The sequence below is a fragment of the Flavobacterium limnophilum genome (assembly GCF_027111315.2).
In the GTDB taxonomy this organism is placed as follows: domain Bacteria; phylum Bacteroidota; class Bacteroidia; order Flavobacteriales; family Flavobacteriaceae; genus Flavobacterium; species Flavobacterium limnophilum.
In genome coordinates, this window is the sequence record NZ_CP114289.2 from 4412595 (window position 1) to 4432613 (window position 20019).

Below are 20019 nucleotides of genomic sequence, written 5' to 3' on the forward strand. Positions count from 1 at the left end.
CAGATGCTGAATCAAGTTCAGCATAAAAGTTCATTGACATATTGAGATAAGAAATAATAAAAAGTAGAAAGCAGATTTTCTAATTTATTAGGAAATCGAAACAAAACGGTCATAATTAAATTTATGATTGGTACAATAAGCAAAATAAGGGCGTATGGGGGATGCCTAGGCTCTCAGAGGCGATGAAAGGCGTGATAAGCTGCGAAAAGTTACGGGGATTGGCACACACGATACGATCCGTAAATACCTGAATGGGGCAACCCACTATGTTGAAGACATAGTACACCGATAGGTGGGCAAACCCGCTGAACTGAAACATCTAAGTAGGCGGAGGAGAAGAAAACAAAAGTGATTCCGTAAGTAGTGGCGAGCGAACGCGGATTAGCCCAAACCAGTGTTGTTACGGCAATGCTGGGGTTGTAGGACCACGATATTTGTTGCGGATAGAATTAGAATCTACTGGAAAGTAGAGCCATAGAAGGTGATAGCCCTGTATAAGTAATAGAAGATAACGATAGTGGTATCCTGAGTAGGGCGGGGCACGTGAAACCCTGTCTGAATTTGGCGGGACCATCCGCTAAGGCTAAATACTCCTGAGAGACCGATAGTGAACCAGTACCGTGAGGGAAAGGTGAAAAGAACCGTGAATAACGGAGTGAAATAGATCCTGAAACCATACGCTTACAAGCGGTCGGAGCCCTTTCGTGGGGTGACGGCGTGCCTTTTGCATAATGAGCCTACGAGTTAACGTTGCTGGCAAGGATAAGTGGTTAAGCCACGGATCCGTAGCGAAAGCGAGTCTGAATAGGGCGCTTTAGTCAGTAGTGTTAGACGCGAAACCGTGTGATCTACCCATGGGCAGGATGAAGCTGTGGTAACACACAGTGGAGGTCCGAACCGGTTGACGTTGAAAAGTCTTCGGATGACCTGTGGGTAGGGGTGAAAGGCCAATCAAACTCGGAAATAGCTCGTACTCCCCGAAATGCATTTAGGTGCAGCGTTGGTCATAAAGTTATATAGAGGTAGAGCTACTGATTGGATGCGGGGGCTTCACCGCCTACCAATTCCTGACAAACTCCGAATGCTATATAATGTTTACCAGCAGTGAGGGCTTGGGTGCTAAGGTCCAAGTCCGAGAGGGAAAGAACCCAGACCATCAGCTAAGGTCCCCAAATATATGTTAAGTTGAAAGAACGAGGTTTGTCTGCCCAGACAGCTAGGATGTTGGCTTGGAAGCAGCCATTCATTTAAAGAGTGCGTAACAGCTCACTAGTCGAGCGGACGAGCATGGATAATAATCGGGCATAAACATATTACCGAAGCTATGGATTTTGCATTAAGTTGCAAAGTGGTAGGGGAGCATTCTAACAGGGTAGAAGGTGTGTTGTAAAGCATGCTGGACTGGTTAGAAAAGAAAATGTAGGCATAAGTAACGATAATGCGGGCGAGAAACCCGCACACCGAAAGACTAAGGTTTCCACAGCTATGCTAATCAGCTGTGGGTTAGTCGGGACCTAAGGCGAACCCGAAAGGGACAGTCGATGGACAACGGGTTAATATTCCCGTACTAGTTATAATTGTGATGGGGTGACGGAGTGATGAAAGTGTCGCGAACTGACGGAATAGTTCGTTGAAGTACCTACCTATAGGCTGCGCAGGCAAATCCACGCGGCTTGGGGAAATACGATAGTACTCGGCGTCTTCGGACAAAGAGATAGTACACCTAAGGGCTTCCAAGAAAAACCTCTAAACTTCAGATTATAAGTACCCGTACCGCAAACCGACACAGGTAGTCGAGGAGAGAATCCTAAGGTGCTCGAGAGATTCATGGCTAAGGAATTAGGCAAAATAGACCCGTAACTTCGGGAGAAGGGTCGCCAGCAGCAATGCTGGCCGCAGTGAAGAGGTCCAGGCGACTGTTTATCAAAAACACAGGGCTCTGCAAAATCGTAAGATGAAGTATAGGGCCTGACACCTGCCCGGTGCTGGAAGGTTAAGAGGAGATGTTATTCGCAAGAAGAAGCATTGAATTGAAGCCCCAGTAAACGGCGGCCGTAACTATAACGGTCCTAAGGTAGCGAAATTCCTTGTCGGGTAAGTTCCGACCTGCACGAATGGTGTAACGATCTGGACACTGTCTCAGCCATGAGCTCGGTGAAATTGTAGTAACGGTGAAGATGCCGTTTACCCGCAGTGGGACGAAAAGACCCTGTGCACCTTTACTATAGCTTAGTATTGACCTTGGATAAATGATGTGTAGGATAGGTTGGAGACTGTGAAGTGGCGTCGCTAGGCGTTGTGGAGTCATTGTTGAAATACAACCCTTTGTTTATCTGAGGCCTAACCCCGAAAACGGGGGACATTGCTTGGTGGGTAGTTTGACTGGGGTGGTCGCCTCCAAAAGAGTAACGGAGGCTTCTAAAGGTTCCCTCAGTACGCTTGGTAACCGTGCGTAGAGTGCAATGGCATAAGGGAGCTTGACTGAGAGACATACAGGTCGATCAGGTACGAAAGTAGAGCATAGTGATCCGGTGGTTCCGCATGGAAGGGCCATCGCTCAAAGGATAAAAGGTACGCCGGGGATAACAGGCTGATCTCCCCCAAGAGCTCATATCGACGGGGGGTTTGGCACCTCGATGTCGGCTCGTCACATCCTGGGGCTGGAGAAGGTCCCAAGGGTTGGGCTGTTCGCCCATTAAAGTGGCACGCGAGCTGGGTTCAGAACGTCGTGAGACAGTTCGGTCTCTATCTACTGTGGGCGCAAGAAATTTGAGTGGATCTGATTCTAGTACGAGAGGACCGAATTGGACTAACCTCTAGTGTATCTGTTGTTCCGCCAGGAGCATCGCAGAGTAGCTACGTTGGGAAGGGATAAGCGCTGAAAGCATATAAGCGCGAAACCCACCACAAGATGAGATTTCTTTTAAGGATCGTGGGAGATGACCACGTTGATAGGCTATAGATGTAAAGGCAGTAATGTCATAGTCGAGTAGTACTAATAATCCGTAAGCTTATGTACACATCCTCCCCCCAGCCCCCTCCGAATGAGGGGGGGAAGGGGGAAGAAACTTTCTAATACTTTTTATATTCTTTATCTCAGTATGTCAAGATATTGTGTAATGTTGTTCTGATACAGTCGGAATACCCATTGCAAAACGACCTTAAGGTGGTTATTGCGGCGGGGCTCACCTCTTCCCATCCCGAACAGAGTAGTTAAGCCCGCCTGCGCAGATGGTACTGCAGTTATGTGGGAGAGTATGTCGTCGCCTTTCTTTTGAAAAACCCTTCATCTATCGATGAGGGGTTTTTTGGTTTATAACAAGGTTTTATTTCATAATTTTAGACTTTTAAAGGTGGTTGTAGTTATCCATTATAGCACACTCTAATTAATTTATAATACGATGCAAACGGAAAAAGTTGTAGATATGACTCGTGGAGCGATTGCTCCACAAATAATCCGTTTTACAATGCCATTGATTATTGGTAATTTTTTTGTGCTGACATACAATGCTGTTGATTCTATTATTGTAGGACGTTTTGTAGGGGCAAATGCTTTGGCGGCTTTAGGTGCAGCAAGTCCTGTTATGAATATAATGCTCTTTTTAATTATTGGGATTTGTTTAGGGATGTCTGTATTGATGGGTAATTATTTTGGCTCAAATGACATTGATAAATTGAAAAGAGTTATTTCAACTTCAATACTCGCGGGTGGATTATTTACAGTGTTAATAGTTGTTTTAGGGTTTTTCTTTACACACAGTATCCTGGCATTAATGAATACTCCTGCTGTTATTATTGATGACGCAACAACTTACTTGCAGATAATTTTTATCGGACTCATTTTTACTTTTATTTATAATATTTATGCGGCTACTTTGCGTAGTATGGGAAATTCGAAAGTTTCTCTGTATTTTTTGATAGCATCTGCCTTACTTAATGTTGTTTTAGATATTCTATTTGTAGTTATTTGGAAACAAGGTGTTGCCGGAGCTGCATTGGCCACCGTTATTGCTGAAGCTTGCTCTGCTTTATTTTGTATTTTGTATGTTCGTTTTAATATCCCTTTTTTGAGATTTAAACGAAGTGAATTTGTTTTAGATAGAGTTTTCCTGAAAATTATATTGAGTTATAGTTCCGTTGCCGCTATGCAACAAATCACTTTACATTTGGGCAAATTTCTGATTCAGGGTGCTGTTAATCCACTTGGGGTATTTGTAATTGCTGCATTTAATGCGGTTACAAGAATTGATGATTTTGTAATGATTGTTCAACAAAATATAGGGCACGGTATCACTGGTTTTTTGGCACAAAACAAGGGGAAAGGGAATTATAGTCGTATTCGGAAGGGATTTATTATTGGTGTTAAGATGGAAATACTTTACAGTTTATTAATGACTATTATCATTTTCTTTTTTGCCAAGGATTTGATGATTTTATTTGTCGGTAAAGGGGAATCGCAAGTAGTCGAAGAAGGTGTTCAATATCTAAAGATTATGTCAATTCTTTATATGTTGCCTGGTCTAACTAACGTGATACAGGGGTATTTCCGTGGATTAGGAAAAATGAAAAAAACATTAAATTCCACATTTATCCAAATTATTGTTCGTGTGACTGCTGCTTATTTGATTGCCTCTTATTTTGGAATCAAAGGATTTGCATTAGCTTGTTTGATAGGCTGGATTTTTATGTTAGGCTATCAAGTTCCAGTATTATTAAAAATTGGCAAAAAAAATAGAATAAAACGTTATTGAATTGTATCTTTAGTTTCTTCCAAATCTTCTGATTGACGACCAATTTTTACTTTTGGATTGTCTTTGTTTCCCGTAATTGTCATCGGGATTCCTATGATTCCCAATGGTGGTAATCCCAATCTCATTTTGATATTTAGTCTTCCGTCCAAGCTTGTGGTTCCTTCAATTCTTGGTCTGAAACCGGCAAATTTGAATTTGAATCGTTCCAAGGTAATGATGTTGTTTTTTATCGAACTTTTAATTTCTACTTTGGATAGTTCCGGGTTTTTAATTTCATCTTTACTGGTCTTCTTGGCAACGGCACTAAACATTTTCATTCCGTGTATTTTGATGTCTTTCACGGAAACAACTCCATTACCCACTAATGAAGGATAAACAGGCTCCATATTGGCATTTAATCGGCCTTTGAGTTTGTATTCCAAAGAGATTGTTCCTTGAGCTTTTTCGGTGGCACTGGCCATTTCACGGAAGATTTTTATTTCGTTATAAGCTCTTTTAATGTCAAAATCAGAGGCTTTGATTTGGTATTCAAAAATTGCTTTTATTGGTGTACTTGCCTGGTATTTAGCATTCATATTAACTGCACAACCTATCAAATTGAAACCTGTGTTTTGCAAAGTCAACACACCTTTTTTCATACTCATTGTCCCTTTTGCTTGGCTAAGAGTTAGTTCGTTGAAATTCACTTTTTGGGCATTGGCTTGAAATTGTAAATCTAAATTAGTCGGAATCATAATAACACCCGTTTCTACTTTTGAAGTGGTCGATTTTACTTCTGGACTTGATGAAGAAGCTGTATTTGTTGTAGCAACTTCTGTTTTAGACATAAATTCATCGGCATTGATATAGGTTGAATTTAACGTGAATGAACCTCTCAAAACCCCAGTTTTTGTGGTGGCAAAATTGAATACGTTTTGTAAATAACCATTCATCCTGAAATCAGATTGTCCGTAAGCTGCCAAGAAATTGTCGAAAGACATTTTATCTTGGTTGATTTTGAAGATACCTTCTTTAATCAGGAATTTTTTCGGTAAGTATTCAGATGCAATTAAAATGTTTCTAAGTTCTAAAGTTCCTTTGTTGTGCAGTTTGCTGTAATTTCCTTTTTCGGCATCGCTTTGTTTGCCTTTTAGAACCAAATCGGCTTTGACAAAACCGTCAATATCTAAGCCTTTTTGAGAAAAAACTTGATAGATTTTGCTGATGTCCAATGTTCCTTTTGCCTTGATGTCATATGCAAGATCATCAAAATTGTCCAATTGGGCTTCAACAAAAACAGGGTTTCCTTCGAAAGTAAATTCGGCAGGTTTTAATGTGATTTTCAAATCGCTGAATGTTCCTTTCTGGTTGTTAATGGTAGTCAGAATGTTGATATTGGTAATCGGATTTGGATAATATTTAGTTTTGATATAGCCACTTTTCAAGTTGATGTTGGCATTGGTAATCGGGAAAATTTTATGCTGAGGATCGTATTTTCCTTTTGCTTTTCCTTCGCCAACAAGTGTTCCTTTTAGTTCGATATCTGGAATTCCTAGGGCTCGATTCAGTTTTTCCAAATCTATTTTGGAATTGAAAACCGCATTAATTTCAGGAGTATTCATTCCTTTAACGAACATTTTGGCCTTCAAATAATCTTGATTAATGTTTAAAGAGATGTTTTTGGTGTTGACAATTAATAGCTCGGGATTTAACGAAGGCAAGCTTGTGGACAAATCCAAATTCAGGTTCGAAACTGGGAATGTACTTTTGTTATAATTGATAAATCCATCTCTTATTTTAAAATCCAGATTTAATTCTGGCGCAATTTTTTTGGACTCAATATATTTTCCTTTTAAGGTAAGAAGTAAATCGGTTTTTCCTTTAAGTTCAGTTTTACCAAGCCAAGTAATGTATTTTGGGGGAAAAGCCGTGAATAAATCTTGTAGATTGCTGTCGGTTGATTTTACTACGAAATCCATATTGTAGCCATCTTTCAAGAAATCAAATTTTCCTTTGAAATCAACGGAAAGTTGGTTGATCATTAAGTCGTTTTGCTCAAAAATAAAAGAAAGTGAGTTTACATTTATTTTGGTAATCAAATCGGCATCTACCTTTTTGTTCATTAAATAATGTTCGTTTTGGTAGAGTATATTCAGTTTTCCGATTTTTGCTTTCGAATACAAATCAAATATATCTTGACTCAAGTCGCCTTTCCCAAGATAATTAAAGCTAAAAGCATCAAAATGAAGTTGGGTCGATTGGTCGTCATAAACCAATTGGCTATTGATGATTTCGATGTGATCCAGCTTTATGGCTGCGGCTTCTTCCTCTTCTTTTTTGACTTCTTTTTCTGAAATATAAACGTTATAATTGGCCAATCCGTCTTTGTTGACTTTAATGTTTATGGTGGAATTGGATAAATAGATTTCGTCAATTTTTATGGATTTCCCAAAAATTAAGCTTGATACATTGATTCCAAAAGACACTTCTTTGGCATTAATCAATCGTTCTTTTTGAAATGGAGCCGAACCGTTTAGTTTAAAATCATTCAAAGTCAAGGTCAAAGAAGGGAAATGCTTGAAAAAGGAAACATTCATATCCGAATAATTCATTTCTCCAGCCAATTTTTTATTGGCCGTTTTTTTGATTTCTTCTTTAATTTTATCGGAGAAAATTAATGGAGTGACAAACATCAACGCAAGAATTACAGTAAGACTTATCGTTATATATTTTACCGTTTTAACTAAAATTGATTTTATCTTTATCGAATCCATATTTTAATATCGTGATGTAATAAATTGAATTTCAATACTTTTTAATTTCAATTTTTATAATTTTCTTTAATAGTATTTGCGTTTAATTACTATTTCTTTTGTCCAGTCTCGGCTCCCTCTCCTTTGGAGAGGGCTGGGGTGAGGATTTTTACCCGTGAACGGTTTCGTTTTTTCCGTAGTTGGTGATTAGTTCTCCTTCAAAGTCAATCCATTCTTGCCAACGTTTGTCCACGTCCACTTTCTCGGAATATTTTCTGGCGAAACGAAGAAATGTAGTGTAATGTCCCGCTTCGCTAATCATTAATTTTCTATAAAATTCGGCTAATTCCTTGTCTTCAATATTTTGGGACAATACTTTGAAACGTTCACAACTTCTGGCCTCAATCATTGCCGAAAACAATAATCTATCGACAAAAGCGTCGTTTCGGCTGCCGTCTTTTTTCAAAAACTTGAAAAGTTCGTTGACGTAATGGTCTTTTCGTTCTCTTCCCAATTTTAATCCACGCTCCTTGATAATGTTGTGAACCAACTGAAAATGCTCGATTTCTTCTTTGGCAATTTCCAATAAATCAGTAACCAATTCCTCGTGTTCTGAATTATAAGTGATTATCGTGATAATATTTGTGGCCGCTTTTTGCTCACACCAAGCGTGATCGGTCAAGATTTCTTCGATGTTCGATTCGACGATGGTTACCCATCTTGGGTCGGTGGCTAATTTTAATCCTAACATTTTTTCTGTGTATGAAAATTATTTACAAAAATACAGTTTTTATTTGTGCTATAACGGATTGGTTTCCGGATTATTTCCCTTATTTTGTGTCATAAAATGTAATTTATGAATGCAAATCAGCACGTTTTAATTATTGGTTTTGTTTGGCCGGAACCCAATTCTTCGGCAGCGGGAGGAAGGATGGTGCAATTGATTTCCATTTTTGCAGCACAAGGTTTTGATGTTGCTTTTGCCAGTCCAGCAATGGATAGCGATTATATGGTTGACTTGGAATCTCTGGGTGTTGTCAAGAAATCCATCTCTTTAAATTGTTCCAGTTTTGATGTTTTTGTAAAAGAATTGAATCCAGCAATTGTCTTGTTCGATCGTTTTATGATGGAAGAGCAATTTGGCTGGCGTGTTGCCGAAAATTGCCCCGATGCCTTACGATTACTAGATACCGAAGATTTACATTGTTTGCGTTTGGCACGCCAAAAGGCATTCAAGGAAAATCGATCCTTTTCAACGGACGACTTGCTCGTTGAAGATGTAGCCAAAAGAGAAATTGCCAGTATTTTGCGTTGCGATGTTTCCTTGATGATTGCCGAATATGAAATGGAATTGCTGCAATCCGTTTTTAAAATCGACTCTAATTTACTGTATTATTTGCCTTTGTTATTGGAGCCGATTGAAGATTCAACCATTCAAAATTTACCATCTTTCGAAGAACGAAACAACTTTGTCTTTATTGGAAACTTTCTTCACGAGCCCAATTGGAATGCGGTTGAATACCTGAAAGAAACGATTTGGCCACTCATCAGAAAGCAAATTCCGGAAGCGGTTTTGCAAATTTATGGAGCTTATCCTTCGCAAAAAGTATTGCAATTGCACCAACCAAAACAAGGTTTCCATATTATGGGTCGAGCCGATGATGCCCAAGAAGTCGTGAAAAATGCCCGTGTAGTTTTGGCTCCGTTACGTTTTGGCGCAGGAATAAAAGGAAAACTGCTTGAAGCTATGCAATGCGGAACGCCAAGTGTAACAACAACTATTGGAGCTGAATCAATGTGTGGCGATTTGCCTTGGAATGGATTTGTTACTGACGACGCTCAAGTTTTTGCAGAGAAAGCGGTAGAATTATATCAAGAAAAAACTCTTTGGCTAAAAGCCCAAAAAAAAGGTTTTGAAATTATAGAAAAACGCTATTTGAAATCTTTATTTGAAGATGATTTTATGGAGCATATTTTAAAAGTACAAACTAATTTAAAACCACATAGATTGCAAAATTTTATAGGAACACTATTGCAACATCATACTTTGACCAGCACAAAATATATGTCGCGATGGATAGAGGAGAAGAATAAGTGAATAAAAAAAATCCCGTTCTGATTTCTCAAAACGGGATTTCTATTATAAACTAACGTAGTTATTAAGCTAGCATTGTTACTGGATTTTCAATATATTGTTTCAAAGTTTGCAAGAACTGTGCTCCGGTTGCACCGTCGATAGTTCTGTGATCGCAAGCCAAAGATAACATCATTGTGTTTCCTACCACGATTTGTCCATTTTTTACCACTGGTTTTTCTACAATCGCTCCTACGGATAGAATAGCAGAATTCGGTTGGTTGATGATGGAGTTGAATTCAGTAATGCCAAACATTCCAAGGTTAGAAATCGTGAAAGTACTTCCTTCCATTTCGGTAGGCAATAATTTTTTGTTTTTGGCTCTTCCTGCAAGGTCTCTTACGCTGGTTCCAATTTGAGATAAACTCATGCCATCAGTAAACGGCAATACAGGAACAACCAATCCGTCTTCAACGGCAACGGCAACACCAATATTAACGTGATAGTTGATGATGATTGATTCAGCAGACCATTGTGAATTGATTTTTGGGTGCTTTTTCAAAGCCAAGGCAGAAGCTTTAATCACCATATCGTTGAAAGATACTTTGGTATCCGGCACGCTATTGATAACACTTCTTGATTTCATCGCTTCGTCCATAGTCACCTCGATTACCAAGTTGTAATGTGGTGCAGTGAACAAAGATTCTGCCAAACGTTTCGCAATGATTTTACGCATTGTAGAATTTTTGATCTCTTCAGTCGCAACTTGTCCTGCTGGAACATAAGGTTTTGCAGCAGGTGCGGCAGCTTCTGATTTAGCAGATGCAGCACTCGCAGCTACTGGTGTAGCGGCAGCTTGTGGAGTAAAGTTTTCTACGTCACTTTTGGTGATACGTCCGTTTTCTCCAGAACCTTTTACTTGTGTCAATTGAATTCCTTTTTCGCTGGCAATTTTCTTTGCCAATGGCGAAGCCAAAACTCTTTGTCCGTCGGCTGGTGCTTCTTGAACAACTGGAGCAGCGGTTAGTGTGGCTGGAGCAGCTTTCGCCTCTTCAGTTGCAACGGCTACTGGTGCAGTTCCTCCACTAGCGATAATTCCACTAACATCTGTTCCTGCTGGTCCAATAATAGCTAATAAACTATCAATTGGGGCAGTTTGTCCTTCTTGGATTCCGATGTATAATAAAGTTCCTTCGTTGAAAGATTCGAATTCCATTGTTGCTTTGTCGGTTTCGATTTCAGCAAGCATATCGCCTTCTGAAACTTTATCGCCTACTTTTTTCAACCAAGTAGCTACAGTTCCTTCGGTCATCGTGTCGCTCAAACGAGGCATTGTTACCACGACAACTCCCGCTGGTAAAGCTGCGGTTGCGGCGGCTGGAGTGGCAGTCTCTTCTTTTTTAACATCTGTTGCTGCTGGCACTTCTTCTTTTGCCGGTGATACAGTTGCGCCTCCGGAGATTAAGGCAGAAATGTCTTCTCCTTCATTACCGATAATGGCCAATAAAGAGTCAATTGGAGCAGTTTCTCCTTCTTTAATGCCAATATATAAAAGAGTTCCTTCGTTGAAAGACTCAAATTCCATTGTTGCTTTGTCGGTTTCAATTTCAGCCAGCATATCGCCTTCGCTTACTTTGTCTCCTACTTTTTTTAACCAAGTCGCCACCGTTCCTTCTGTCATAGTGTCGCTCAAACGAGGCATCGTTATAATTGTAGCCATAATTGATTTTATAGTTTATGAGGAATAAATGGATAGTTTTCTTGTTCGTAAACAACATCGTATAATTGTTGTACTTCTGGATATGGAGATTCTTCGGCAAATTTCACACATTCTTCGATCAAGTCTTTTACTCTTTGGTCGATGGCTTCAATTTCTGAATCTGTAGCGTATTTTTGATCTTTGATTACATCCAAAACTTGGGTAATAGGGTCAATTTTTTTGTACTCTTCCACTTCTTCTTTCGAACGGTATAATTGTGCGTCTGACATAGAGTGACCTCTATAACGGTAAGTTTTCATTTCAAGGAAAGTTGGTCCGCCGCCGCTTCTTGCTCTTTCGATAGCTTCGCTCATTGCTTCGGCAACTTTTACTGGATTCATTCCGTCAACTGGTCCGCAAGGCATTTCGTATCCTAGACCCAGTTTCCAAATATCGGGATGATTTGCAGTTCTTTCTACAGAAGTTCCCATAGCATAACCGTTGTTTTCAACAATGAATACTACTGGAAGATTCCAAAGCATCGCCATATTGAAAGCTTCGTGAAGTGAACCTTGTCTAGAAGCACCGTCACCAAAATAAGTCATGGTTACTCCACCGGTATTGTTGTATTTGTCTCCAAATGCCAATCCAGCTCCCAATGGAATTTGTCCTCCAACAATTCCGTGTCCTCCATAAAAACCGTGTTCTTTAGAGAAAATATGCATAGAACCACCCATTCCTTTTGAGGTTCCAGTAACTTTTCCCATAAGTTCAGCCATAACACGTCTTGGATCAACACCCATTCCGATAGGTTGAACGTGGTTTCTGTAAGCGGTAATCATTTTGTCTTTTGACAAGTCCATGGCGTGTAATGCACCAGCCAGAACGGCCTCTTGACCATTATATAAATGTAGAAATCCCCTAATTTTTTGTTGAATGTATAGTGCTGCTAGTTTGTCTTCAAACTTTCTCCAAAGCAGCATGTCTTCATACCATTTTAAATAAACTTCTTTTGTTACTTCTTTCATTTTTTTTTCTTTTGTAATGTGTAGTTAGCCTATAATTAGGTTAGAATTTATGGTTTAATAAAAACCAATTTCATCCAAGCTTCATAGATTTTGTTGCGTTTGTATTATTGCAAAAAAACAAAAATTAGTTTGTTTCTTGCAGATTTAAGATCAAAATATCGAAGTGCAAAAGTAGGACATTCCAAGGAAGTAGTAAAATTTAAAATACACTTTTAGTGCATTTTTTGTTTTTTTTATAAAAACTTTTTGTCAAACATAAAAGGTAGAAGGTTTTTTAGGGAAGCCGATTTGTAAATAAGACCTATTTCTCCCATAAAATAAATTTCGATTGGAGTTTCTTGTTTGATTTCGTATTCCGCTATTGATTGTCTGCAAGAGCCACAGGGAGGTATGGGTGCGGTGGTTTTATTCGTGTCCGAAGCGGCACTAATGGCCATTTTTAATATTTTTGCATCAGGATAAAGAGCACCTGATTGAAAAATAGCCACACGTTCAGCGCAAAGTCCAGATGGGTAAGCTGCATTTTCTTGGTTTGAACCTAATACAATTTTTCCATTGTCTAATAAAAGAGCTGCGCCAACTCTAAACTTGGAATAAGGTGCATAAGCGTTTTTTCTGACGGCAACGGCTTGCTCCATTAGATTTTGAATGTCAAGAGGAAGTTCTTGAATGGAATCAAAAGCGGAAAATTGGGTTGTAATTATAATGTCCTTCATTCTTTTTATTGGAAAAAAAATCCAAACTTCATTGAAATTTGGATTGTGATTATTGCTTAAGTATTTTTAATATTCATCGTATTTGTCACCAAAATTAAAGGTGAGCGAGAATCGTAACGTGTTTTCCAACGGATTTTTGACTTGTGATGTTGAAAACAAGTAAGAAACATCGACTTTAACTACATTGTATTTGAATCCTGCTCCAAGAGAGAAAAATTCTCTGGCTCCTTTGTCTGGACTTTCGTGAAAATATCCCATTCGCATCGAAAACGAATCTTGGTATAAATATTCGGCGCCAACAGAATAGGTGATTTCTTTCAACTCTTCGCTGAAACCGCCTGGTGCGTCAGAGAAGGATTGGAAAACTCCCGAAAACCATCCAATAGAGCGGTATTCTTCATCTGCAAGATCGTTATCCGTAGAATCAATTGTGCCGTCCCCATTCATGTCAACTCCGCCATAACCTCCATTACTATAATATACTTGTGGGGTTGGTACCAATAATTTGTTAAATTCAACATTTACGGCTACTTTGTTATAATCGTCAAGGATAAAATCAAAACCAGTTCCTACTTTTAAATTGGCAGGTAAAAAGTTGTTGCTGAATTCTGAATTGTCATAGCTTATTTTTGGCCCTAAATTTTGGATGTTGAAACCAGCTCTCCATCTTCCATTGAAGTCATTATAAGCGACCTCTTCCGATTGGAAAAATCCGGCAACATCAATGGCGAATGAACTTGCAGAAGAAGCATCTCCTGCGTCTGATACTACTTTTAAATTAGAATTTATGAATCGGGCACCAACGGCCATCGAGAATTTCTCGCTTAATTTTAAGGAATAAGACCCGTCAAAAGCAAATTCGCTTGGAGAGACTGTTCTTGGGATTTCGTTGGGGTCTCCTGTTTCGCGCAACTCGATTTCCCCAAGTCCAAAATATCTAAAACTCCCGGCAAAAGCGCTTCGTTCGTTTAGTCTGTTGTAATAGGTTAGTTGTCCTAAAGAGATGTCGTTTACCAAGTCGGTGAGGTAAGGCGTGTAGCTTATCGAAAATCCTTGTTTGTCTAGTGCAAAAGCATATTTTGCAGGATTCCATTGTTGCGAAAAAGTATCGGCTGAACTGGCAACACCGTTGTCTGCCATACCTGCAGCTCTGGCATCGGCAGCCACCAATAAAAACGGGACTCCTGTCGTGATAGGATTCTCTTGTGCTTTTGCAAATGAAATTATGAATAAACAGACAAAAAGTAATAGTATTTTTTTCATTGGTTTAAAAAATTGATGGAACAAATATAGTATTTTATTAAAGTATTACAAGTTTTTCAAATTTTTCGGTTTTTGTGTTGCTTAAGTTTGATTTAACGACAAGTTTGTAAACATAAACTCCTTTTCCTATCCTGTTTCCAAAATCATCTTTGCCGTCCCAAGTGATTTCTTTGGACAGAAATCCTTCGGTGGTAATGATTTGATTTCTTGTCCAAACCACCTTTCCGGTTATGGTCATCACTTGAACCTGGACTTCCAAAGGTTCATAAGGCCTGTTGTGCGAAAACCAAAATTCGGTATAATTGACAAATGGATTGGGATAATTCAACACATGGGTCAATGTTATCGATTCGTTGCCTACGACCACAAACTGGATTTCGGCAGTGATGGGATTGTTGTAAACGTCCCAAGCTTTGAACGTGATGGTGTGCAGGCCGACAGCCAGATTCCTTAATGGAAATCGAAGTGTTCCCTTGGTGTAATCATCCAAATCAGTTTGATAATAATCGTTCAAAATATAAGGATTTTCAACATCACCATCCAGTATTGCCACCATATCATGTCCTATTCCGCTGGCCGTGTTCATGCCGTTTTCGTCTTCAAGATGGGCCAGCAGGAAGGGTGATTCGTTTGTTGTTCCGCCCGAAACAAAAGTCTCGTCATTCATATATAACTTCACTCTTGGGTTAATATTGTCCACGACGGCATTTTCATTTATTCCGCCAATTTTTATGCTGGTGTCATAGCCCGTTTGGTTTTCGAAAAATTGATTCTTTTTGGCATAAAAACTAATTTTCCCATTGGCCAATGGAACTCGAATGTCCCGTGGAACTATGAAACTAAACTCGAATTGTCCGTTGGTAACCGATGCGTTTCCTCTAAAAATGGTTTCGCCAAGAATGTTAAAAGGGATCGGTGGACTATATCCGTCATTGTTTAAAGTTGTTCTTGAAATTGTCTTGTCGAAAATAATGGTCGAAAGTTCTCCGTTATAATTGGACAAAGGAAGGTTATTTTCGTCGGTTATTTCTCCGGATATTTTCATTTTGGCCAATGATTTGAAATCATCAAAGGCTTGCGATACGGGAATGTCGTTTACCTTTGTTAGTCTGATTTTAGGTTTTGGAATGGCCAACATTAGGGCAGGATCGCCTAAATAGAGAACGACATTTGCGGAGGAGTTGGGATTGCTGTTTTTGGAAATTCTCAAGGCTTCGGCGATGGAAGTGTATTGATTTGATCCAAATGAGAATAAATTTTTTGATAAAACATCATTAAAATTTTCGGCACTGAACTGTCCGATGGATCGGATGGTTGTCAACATGGCAATGGCTCCGCCTTTTGGATTCCAATAAGTGTATTCTCCGGCTGTTGGTCTGGAAGGGTTGTCAAAACGGGAGAACTCGCAGGTAATTGTTATGAATAGGGGGTATCTGAATTGATTGTTCAAGTTTTGTCCGTCCGATTTCTCCCAAATTCGTTCGCCTGACAATCCGTCTTCTCCGCCATGTCCCAAATAGTTGAATACCAAAGCCCCTTTTTCGAAGGCACTGAACAAATCGGTTCTTGCTTTGGGATATCTTGATCCGCCAGCAGAGGCTTCCTGCACATAGGAGTCCATAATTATTTTATCGGCATTCATGAATGGTTTGGCTGCCGTTATGGCGTCGGCCAAGTTGTTTTGCCTGCTTTGCAAGCTAACATCAGAAGTCTTGTCGGAATCATCACTAACCATCACAAAATTATTTCTCCAACTTCCGTAGGATTTAGTGTCGTGATATTCCAATACTTTATTGACCATTTCTTCGGCTTGTGCGGCATCATTGTTTAGCATTCTGCCTACGGCAATGTCTATTCCTCCAAAAGAAGAGATGATGTTTCCTTCATTGGCATCCATCAATCCGTAGAAATCATCGGATGCAAAGGAAGATTCTCCGGAAGTATTGCTGTTTAGAGCCTGATATATTGGAACAATATTGGTGTTGTTTGGTGTGCGGTTTTTATAATCATAAGAAGCGTCACCAAAAAGGTTGATATATTTTACCTTTTTTTCGGGTGTCGAAGCGTTTTCATAGATGTATTTAATGCAGTTCCTGATGGCGGCAATGTCTTGTTTTCCTGAAGAGAATTCCTGATAAATGGTTTCAAGAGGAATTACTTTTACATTCAAATTGGAATAAGAACGGTGGAAATTAGCCAATTTTTCGGCTTGGCTGGTTAAAAAGGCTGGAGTGATGATCACGTAATCAATATCCTGAAATTGACCTTGAGCATTTTTAAAGAGAGTGCCTTTCAGGTTCTGGTTGGCAATTTTTGTTTTACTGCTTTTTAAAGGCGTGAAATAATCCAAGGCGTCAACGGCAACATATTTTCTAAGTTCCCCCAAGTTTGCTTTAAAGGAGAAAGAAGCCTGATTTGAATTTTCGACTTTGGTTACATTATATATGTCGGTGACATCCCATATTCTGGAAATTCCGGCTGCATTCGAAATGGTGTAACTCACGATTCCCATACTGGAGCTGGACAAATCATATTGAAACAGGAATTGTTTTCCGTATCCTTGAAGTTTTCTTTTGGCAATTAGTCCAATTTTATCGAGGTATCCTTTTGAGCCCGGAACGCCATTGTTGTCATAGGACAATTTGATTTTTACGGTTTCTGAGCCTGTAAAACTGGTATTGCTAGGTAAAGAAGAGGTGTTGAATTCAGTGCCTGAATAAGCTACAAGTGCCGGACATATTATTGTTCCAACATCTAGTCCGTTTGCCGAGACTTTGAAGGAAGTAGGCGTGAATGCGGCCGAAGCGGTATTTATATTCAGTTTTATTGGTGTTGTTGTGTCAATGTTTGGAAAAGTAAAGCTAAATTCTTGGTCTTGTTTGATGTCAAATGTTTCACCAAGCCATAGTCTTCCTAAATGTGCAATGTTTATAAGGTCTAATTCGTGAAATTGGTAATCGTCAAAAGTGCTTAAATTTAAAGTGCTGCTTTCGGAAGGCTGAACCATATTTTGTATTCTTTTTCCATCGCTTCCCTGGACAGTTACATAATAATAGGATTTTGTATCGTATAAATTAATATTGGTTTGACTTTCATTGTTCCAAGTGTCAACTCCTTCGGCATAAAAAAGGATATAATCCTCGTTGTTGAACGTGCCATCGCTTTCTCCGACAATTTCAATGGCATTTTCGGTTAAATCTATTGGGTAATAGGTATTGTTCGATAAAGGAAGCATTTTCCCTCCATTTCCGTATATTTTTATCTTTTTGGGGTCGACTGAGCTTACATTTAGGCCTAATTGTTGTAAAAAGTTTTTGGAAATTTTATAAACTCCTGATTTTTCAATATAGAATTGATACCAATCACCTGAAGCTAAAACTGAATTGGATATCACTCCCTTGCTTTTATTGGTTTGCGCTATTCTTGAATTTGCCCCGTTGATAGAATAAGAGAAAGATTTGATTCTTTTAAAACCAAACTCGTCTTTCACGATTGGCGACAAGACAAGAAATGTCTGTTTTAAATCTCTAGATTGAGTTGTTTTTAAGGTGGCGGCTGGTGTTCTTGGAATGTTTTCGGGGCTTAAATCACCGATTTGCGATGTTGCGATAGATTCATAAACCACGTTTGTTAGTTGAACTGAGTTCTGGCTGAAAGAGTTTGTTCCTGAAAGATTTAGCGTAAAAAAAAGTGCCTTTTCGGATGTGTTATAATTGTAGCTGCTTCCCGAAAATTGGGGGATGTTGATTTTAAAATCACCGAACGACATTTCTTGTTTTTCAAGCCATTCAATAGTTATGTCTCCTTTAAATTGTGCCAAAGAAACAAAGGGAATCAATAATAAATAAACTAAAATTTTTTTTTTCATTGTTTTTTAACGTGATAAATAACGAATTATTACGATCAGTAAAAATATATTATTTAGTGTTATTGTAAATAATAAATAGTATAAATTTGCGTTCAGTTGTTTAATTTATATGACAATACACAGTTTTACATAAATATTAATAAATGGTGTTGCGGTTTAATGGTTAATTATTATATTGCACCACTCAAATTATTACCTACTAAAAAGTATGAAAGTAAATAAAATTATGGCCTTGCGATTGATGTTGTCGATGATGTTGGTACTAGGTTTTGCTAGCTGTAGCAAAAAATCGAGTTCAAAAAACTCATCAAGAGCAACAGGTTGGAATGTAGATGGAAAAAAGGCTTCAAAGAAACAAGAAGCTGGCCCAGGATTGGTTTTTGTTGAAGGAGGAACTTTTACGATGGGTAAAGTGGAAGATGATGTTATGCATGATTGGAACAACACACCAACCCAACAACACGTCCAATCTTTTTATATGGATGAAACAGAGGTGACAAATGCCATGTATCTAGAATATCTGGACTGGGTAAAAAAAGTGTTTCCACCAACCGATGAGAATTTCAAAGATGTTTATAATGGTGTAGTTCCAGATACATTAGTTTGGAGAAATAGATTGGGGTATAACGAAACGATGACCAACAACTATTTAAGACATCCTTCCTATGCAGAATATCCTGTAGTGGGTGTAAACTGGGTTCAAGCAGTTGAATTTGCTAAATGGAGAACAGAACGTGTGAATGAAGCTCTATTGGAAAAAAATGGTTTACTTAAAAGAAATGCCAAAACAAATGATGTAACCGCAGAACAAAATTTCAATACAGAAACTTATTTGAATTCTCCTACATCAGCTTATGGTGGAAACGCGGAAATTGTATTGCCAGGGAAAAAAGGAGCCAGAAAAACGCCTAAAGCAGGAAAAAATGGAACTGCGGCGCCTGCAACAGGACTTTATGCAACTAGGTCTTCAGGGATTTTTCTTCCTGAATATAGACTTCCTACCGAAGCAGAATGGGAATATGCCGCTGCAGCCGATGTGGGGCAAAGAGAATACAATATTTATAAAGGCCAGAAAAAATATCCTTGGTCTGGAAGTTATACTCGTTCCGGAAAAAGACAAAGCAAAGGAGACCAATTGGCCAATTTCAAACAAGGGAATGGTGATTACGGTGGTATAGCGGGATGGTCTGATGATGGCGCCGACATTACCAATGCAGTAAAAAAATATCCGGCAAATGATTTTGGATTATACGATATGGCAGGAAACGTAGCCGAATGGGTTCTTGATGTTTATAGACCAATTGTTGATAACGAAGCCAATGATTTCAATTATTTTAGAGGAAATCAATATACCAAAAATAAAATTGGAAAAGACGGTAAAATTGAAGTTATAACTAAAGATAGCATTCAATATAAAACCTTAAGTAACGGTAAAAAAGTGGCGACAAGTTTTCCGGGGCAAATTGCCCAAGTCCCAGTGGATGAAAACGAAACTTATTTGAGGCAAAATTTTGATAAAAGTGATAATGTCAACTATAGAGATGGAGACAAACAATCATCTAAATTTTTTAATTTTGCAGACTCTGAATCTACCAACAAAAAAGCAAATGACGAAAGAGATATGTATAACTCGCCTAAACACAATGTAACAACAGACAGTTTAGGTAAAATGGTTAGAAAATATGACAAGTCAAATAAAAGAACAACTTTGATAAACGATAATGTAAGAGTTTACAAAGGAGGGTCTTGGAGAGACAGGGCATATTGGCTAGACCCGGCACAAAGAAGATATTTTCCTCAAGATATGGCAACAGACTATATTGGATTTAGATGCGCAATGTCAAAAGTTGGAGCTAAATCTGAAAAAGGAAAAAGAGCTAGAAATTAA

Annotated in this window: 10 protein-coding genes and 2 rRNA genes; 5 read left to right on the forward strand and 7 right to left on the reverse strand. The window is 38.7% G+C overall.

From position 1 onward, the window contains the following. The first annotated feature begins 133 nt into the window (after positions 1–133). From OZP13_RS18315 to OZP13_RS18325, 3 genes are all read left to right on the forward strand, one after another. Positions 134–3019 (forward strand): 23S ribosomal RNA (locus OZP13_RS18315). 143 nt (positions 3020–3162) lie between these two features. Next, positions 3163–3272: ribosomal RNA gene (rrf, locus tag OZP13_RS18320) — 5S ribosomal RNA — on the forward strand. A 129-nt stretch (positions 3273–3401) separates the two neighbouring features. Continuing rightward, entirely contained in the window at positions 3402–4751 is a 1350-nt protein-coding gene (locus tag OZP13_RS18325) for an MATE family efflux transporter (protein WP_269241569.1), read from the forward strand. On the opposite strand, the gene OZP13_RS18330 is transcribed toward OZP13_RS18325, so the two are convergent. Then, positions 4745–7504 (reverse strand): AsmA family protein, encoded by a 2760-nt coding sequence (locus tag OZP13_RS18330; RefSeq protein ID WP_269241570.1) that lies wholly within the window; start codon positions 7502–7504, stop codon positions 4745–4747. The genes OZP13_RS18325 and OZP13_RS18330 overlap by 7 nt on opposite strands. 148 nt (positions 7505–7652) lie before the next feature. Continuing rightward, complete coding sequence (locus OZP13_RS18335) at positions 7653–8234, reverse strand: MiaE family protein (RefSeq protein WP_269241571.1); 582 nt, start codon at positions 8232–8234, stop codon at positions 7653–7655. A 105-nt stretch (positions 8235–8339) separates the two neighbouring features. On the opposite strand from OZP13_RS18335, the gene OZP13_RS18340 reads away from it, so the two are divergent. Then, the gene (locus OZP13_RS18340; protein ID WP_281298150.1) at positions 8340–9581 is read left to right on the forward strand and encodes a glycosyltransferase; all 1242 of its coding nucleotides are present in this window, start codon (positions 8340–8342) and stop codon (positions 9579–9581) included. Positions 9582–9642: 61 nt separating this feature from the next. Here OZP13_RS18340 and OZP13_RS18345 read toward each other — a convergent pair whose 3' ends face one another. The 5 genes from OZP13_RS18345 to porU all read right to left on the reverse strand — a co-directional run bounded on the left by OZP13_RS18345 (position 9643) and on the right by porU (position 18131). After that, positions 9643–11277, reverse strand: a complete 1635-nt coding sequence (locus tag OZP13_RS18345; protein WP_281298151.1) for a dihydrolipoamide acetyltransferase family protein — start codon at positions 11275–11277, stop codon at positions 9643–9645. A gap of 8 nt (positions 11278–11285) precedes the next feature. Beyond that, entirely contained in the window at positions 11286–12284 is a 999-nt protein-coding gene (gene pdhA, locus OZP13_RS18350) for a pyruvate dehydrogenase (acetyl-transferring) E1 component subunit alpha (RefSeq protein WP_281298152.1), read from the reverse strand. 233 nt (positions 12285–12517) lie between these two features. Continuing rightward, positions 12518–13000, reverse strand: a complete 483-nt coding sequence (gene cdd / locus OZP13_RS18355; protein ID WP_269241572.1) for a cytidine deaminase — start codon at positions 12998–13000, stop codon at positions 12518–12520. A 66-nt stretch (positions 13001–13066) separates the two neighbouring features. Beyond that, the gene (porV, locus tag OZP13_RS18360; RefSeq protein ID WP_281298153.1) at positions 13067–14263 is read right to left on the reverse strand and encodes a type IX secretion system outer membrane channel protein PorV; all 1197 of its coding nucleotides are present in this window, start codon (positions 14261–14263) and stop codon (positions 13067–13069) included. Between the two features lie 37 nt (positions 14264–14300). After that, entirely contained in the window at positions 14301–18131 is a 3831-nt protein-coding gene (gene porU, locus OZP13_RS18365; protein WP_281298154.1) for a type IX secretion system sortase PorU, read from the reverse strand. A 208-nt stretch (positions 18132–18339) separates the two neighbouring features. Here porU and gldJ point away from each other — a divergent pair, with 208 nt between their 5' ends. Further along, entirely contained in the window at positions 18340–20019 is a 1680-nt protein-coding gene (gene gldJ / locus OZP13_RS18370; RefSeq protein ID WP_281298155.1) for a gliding motility lipoprotein GldJ, read from the forward strand.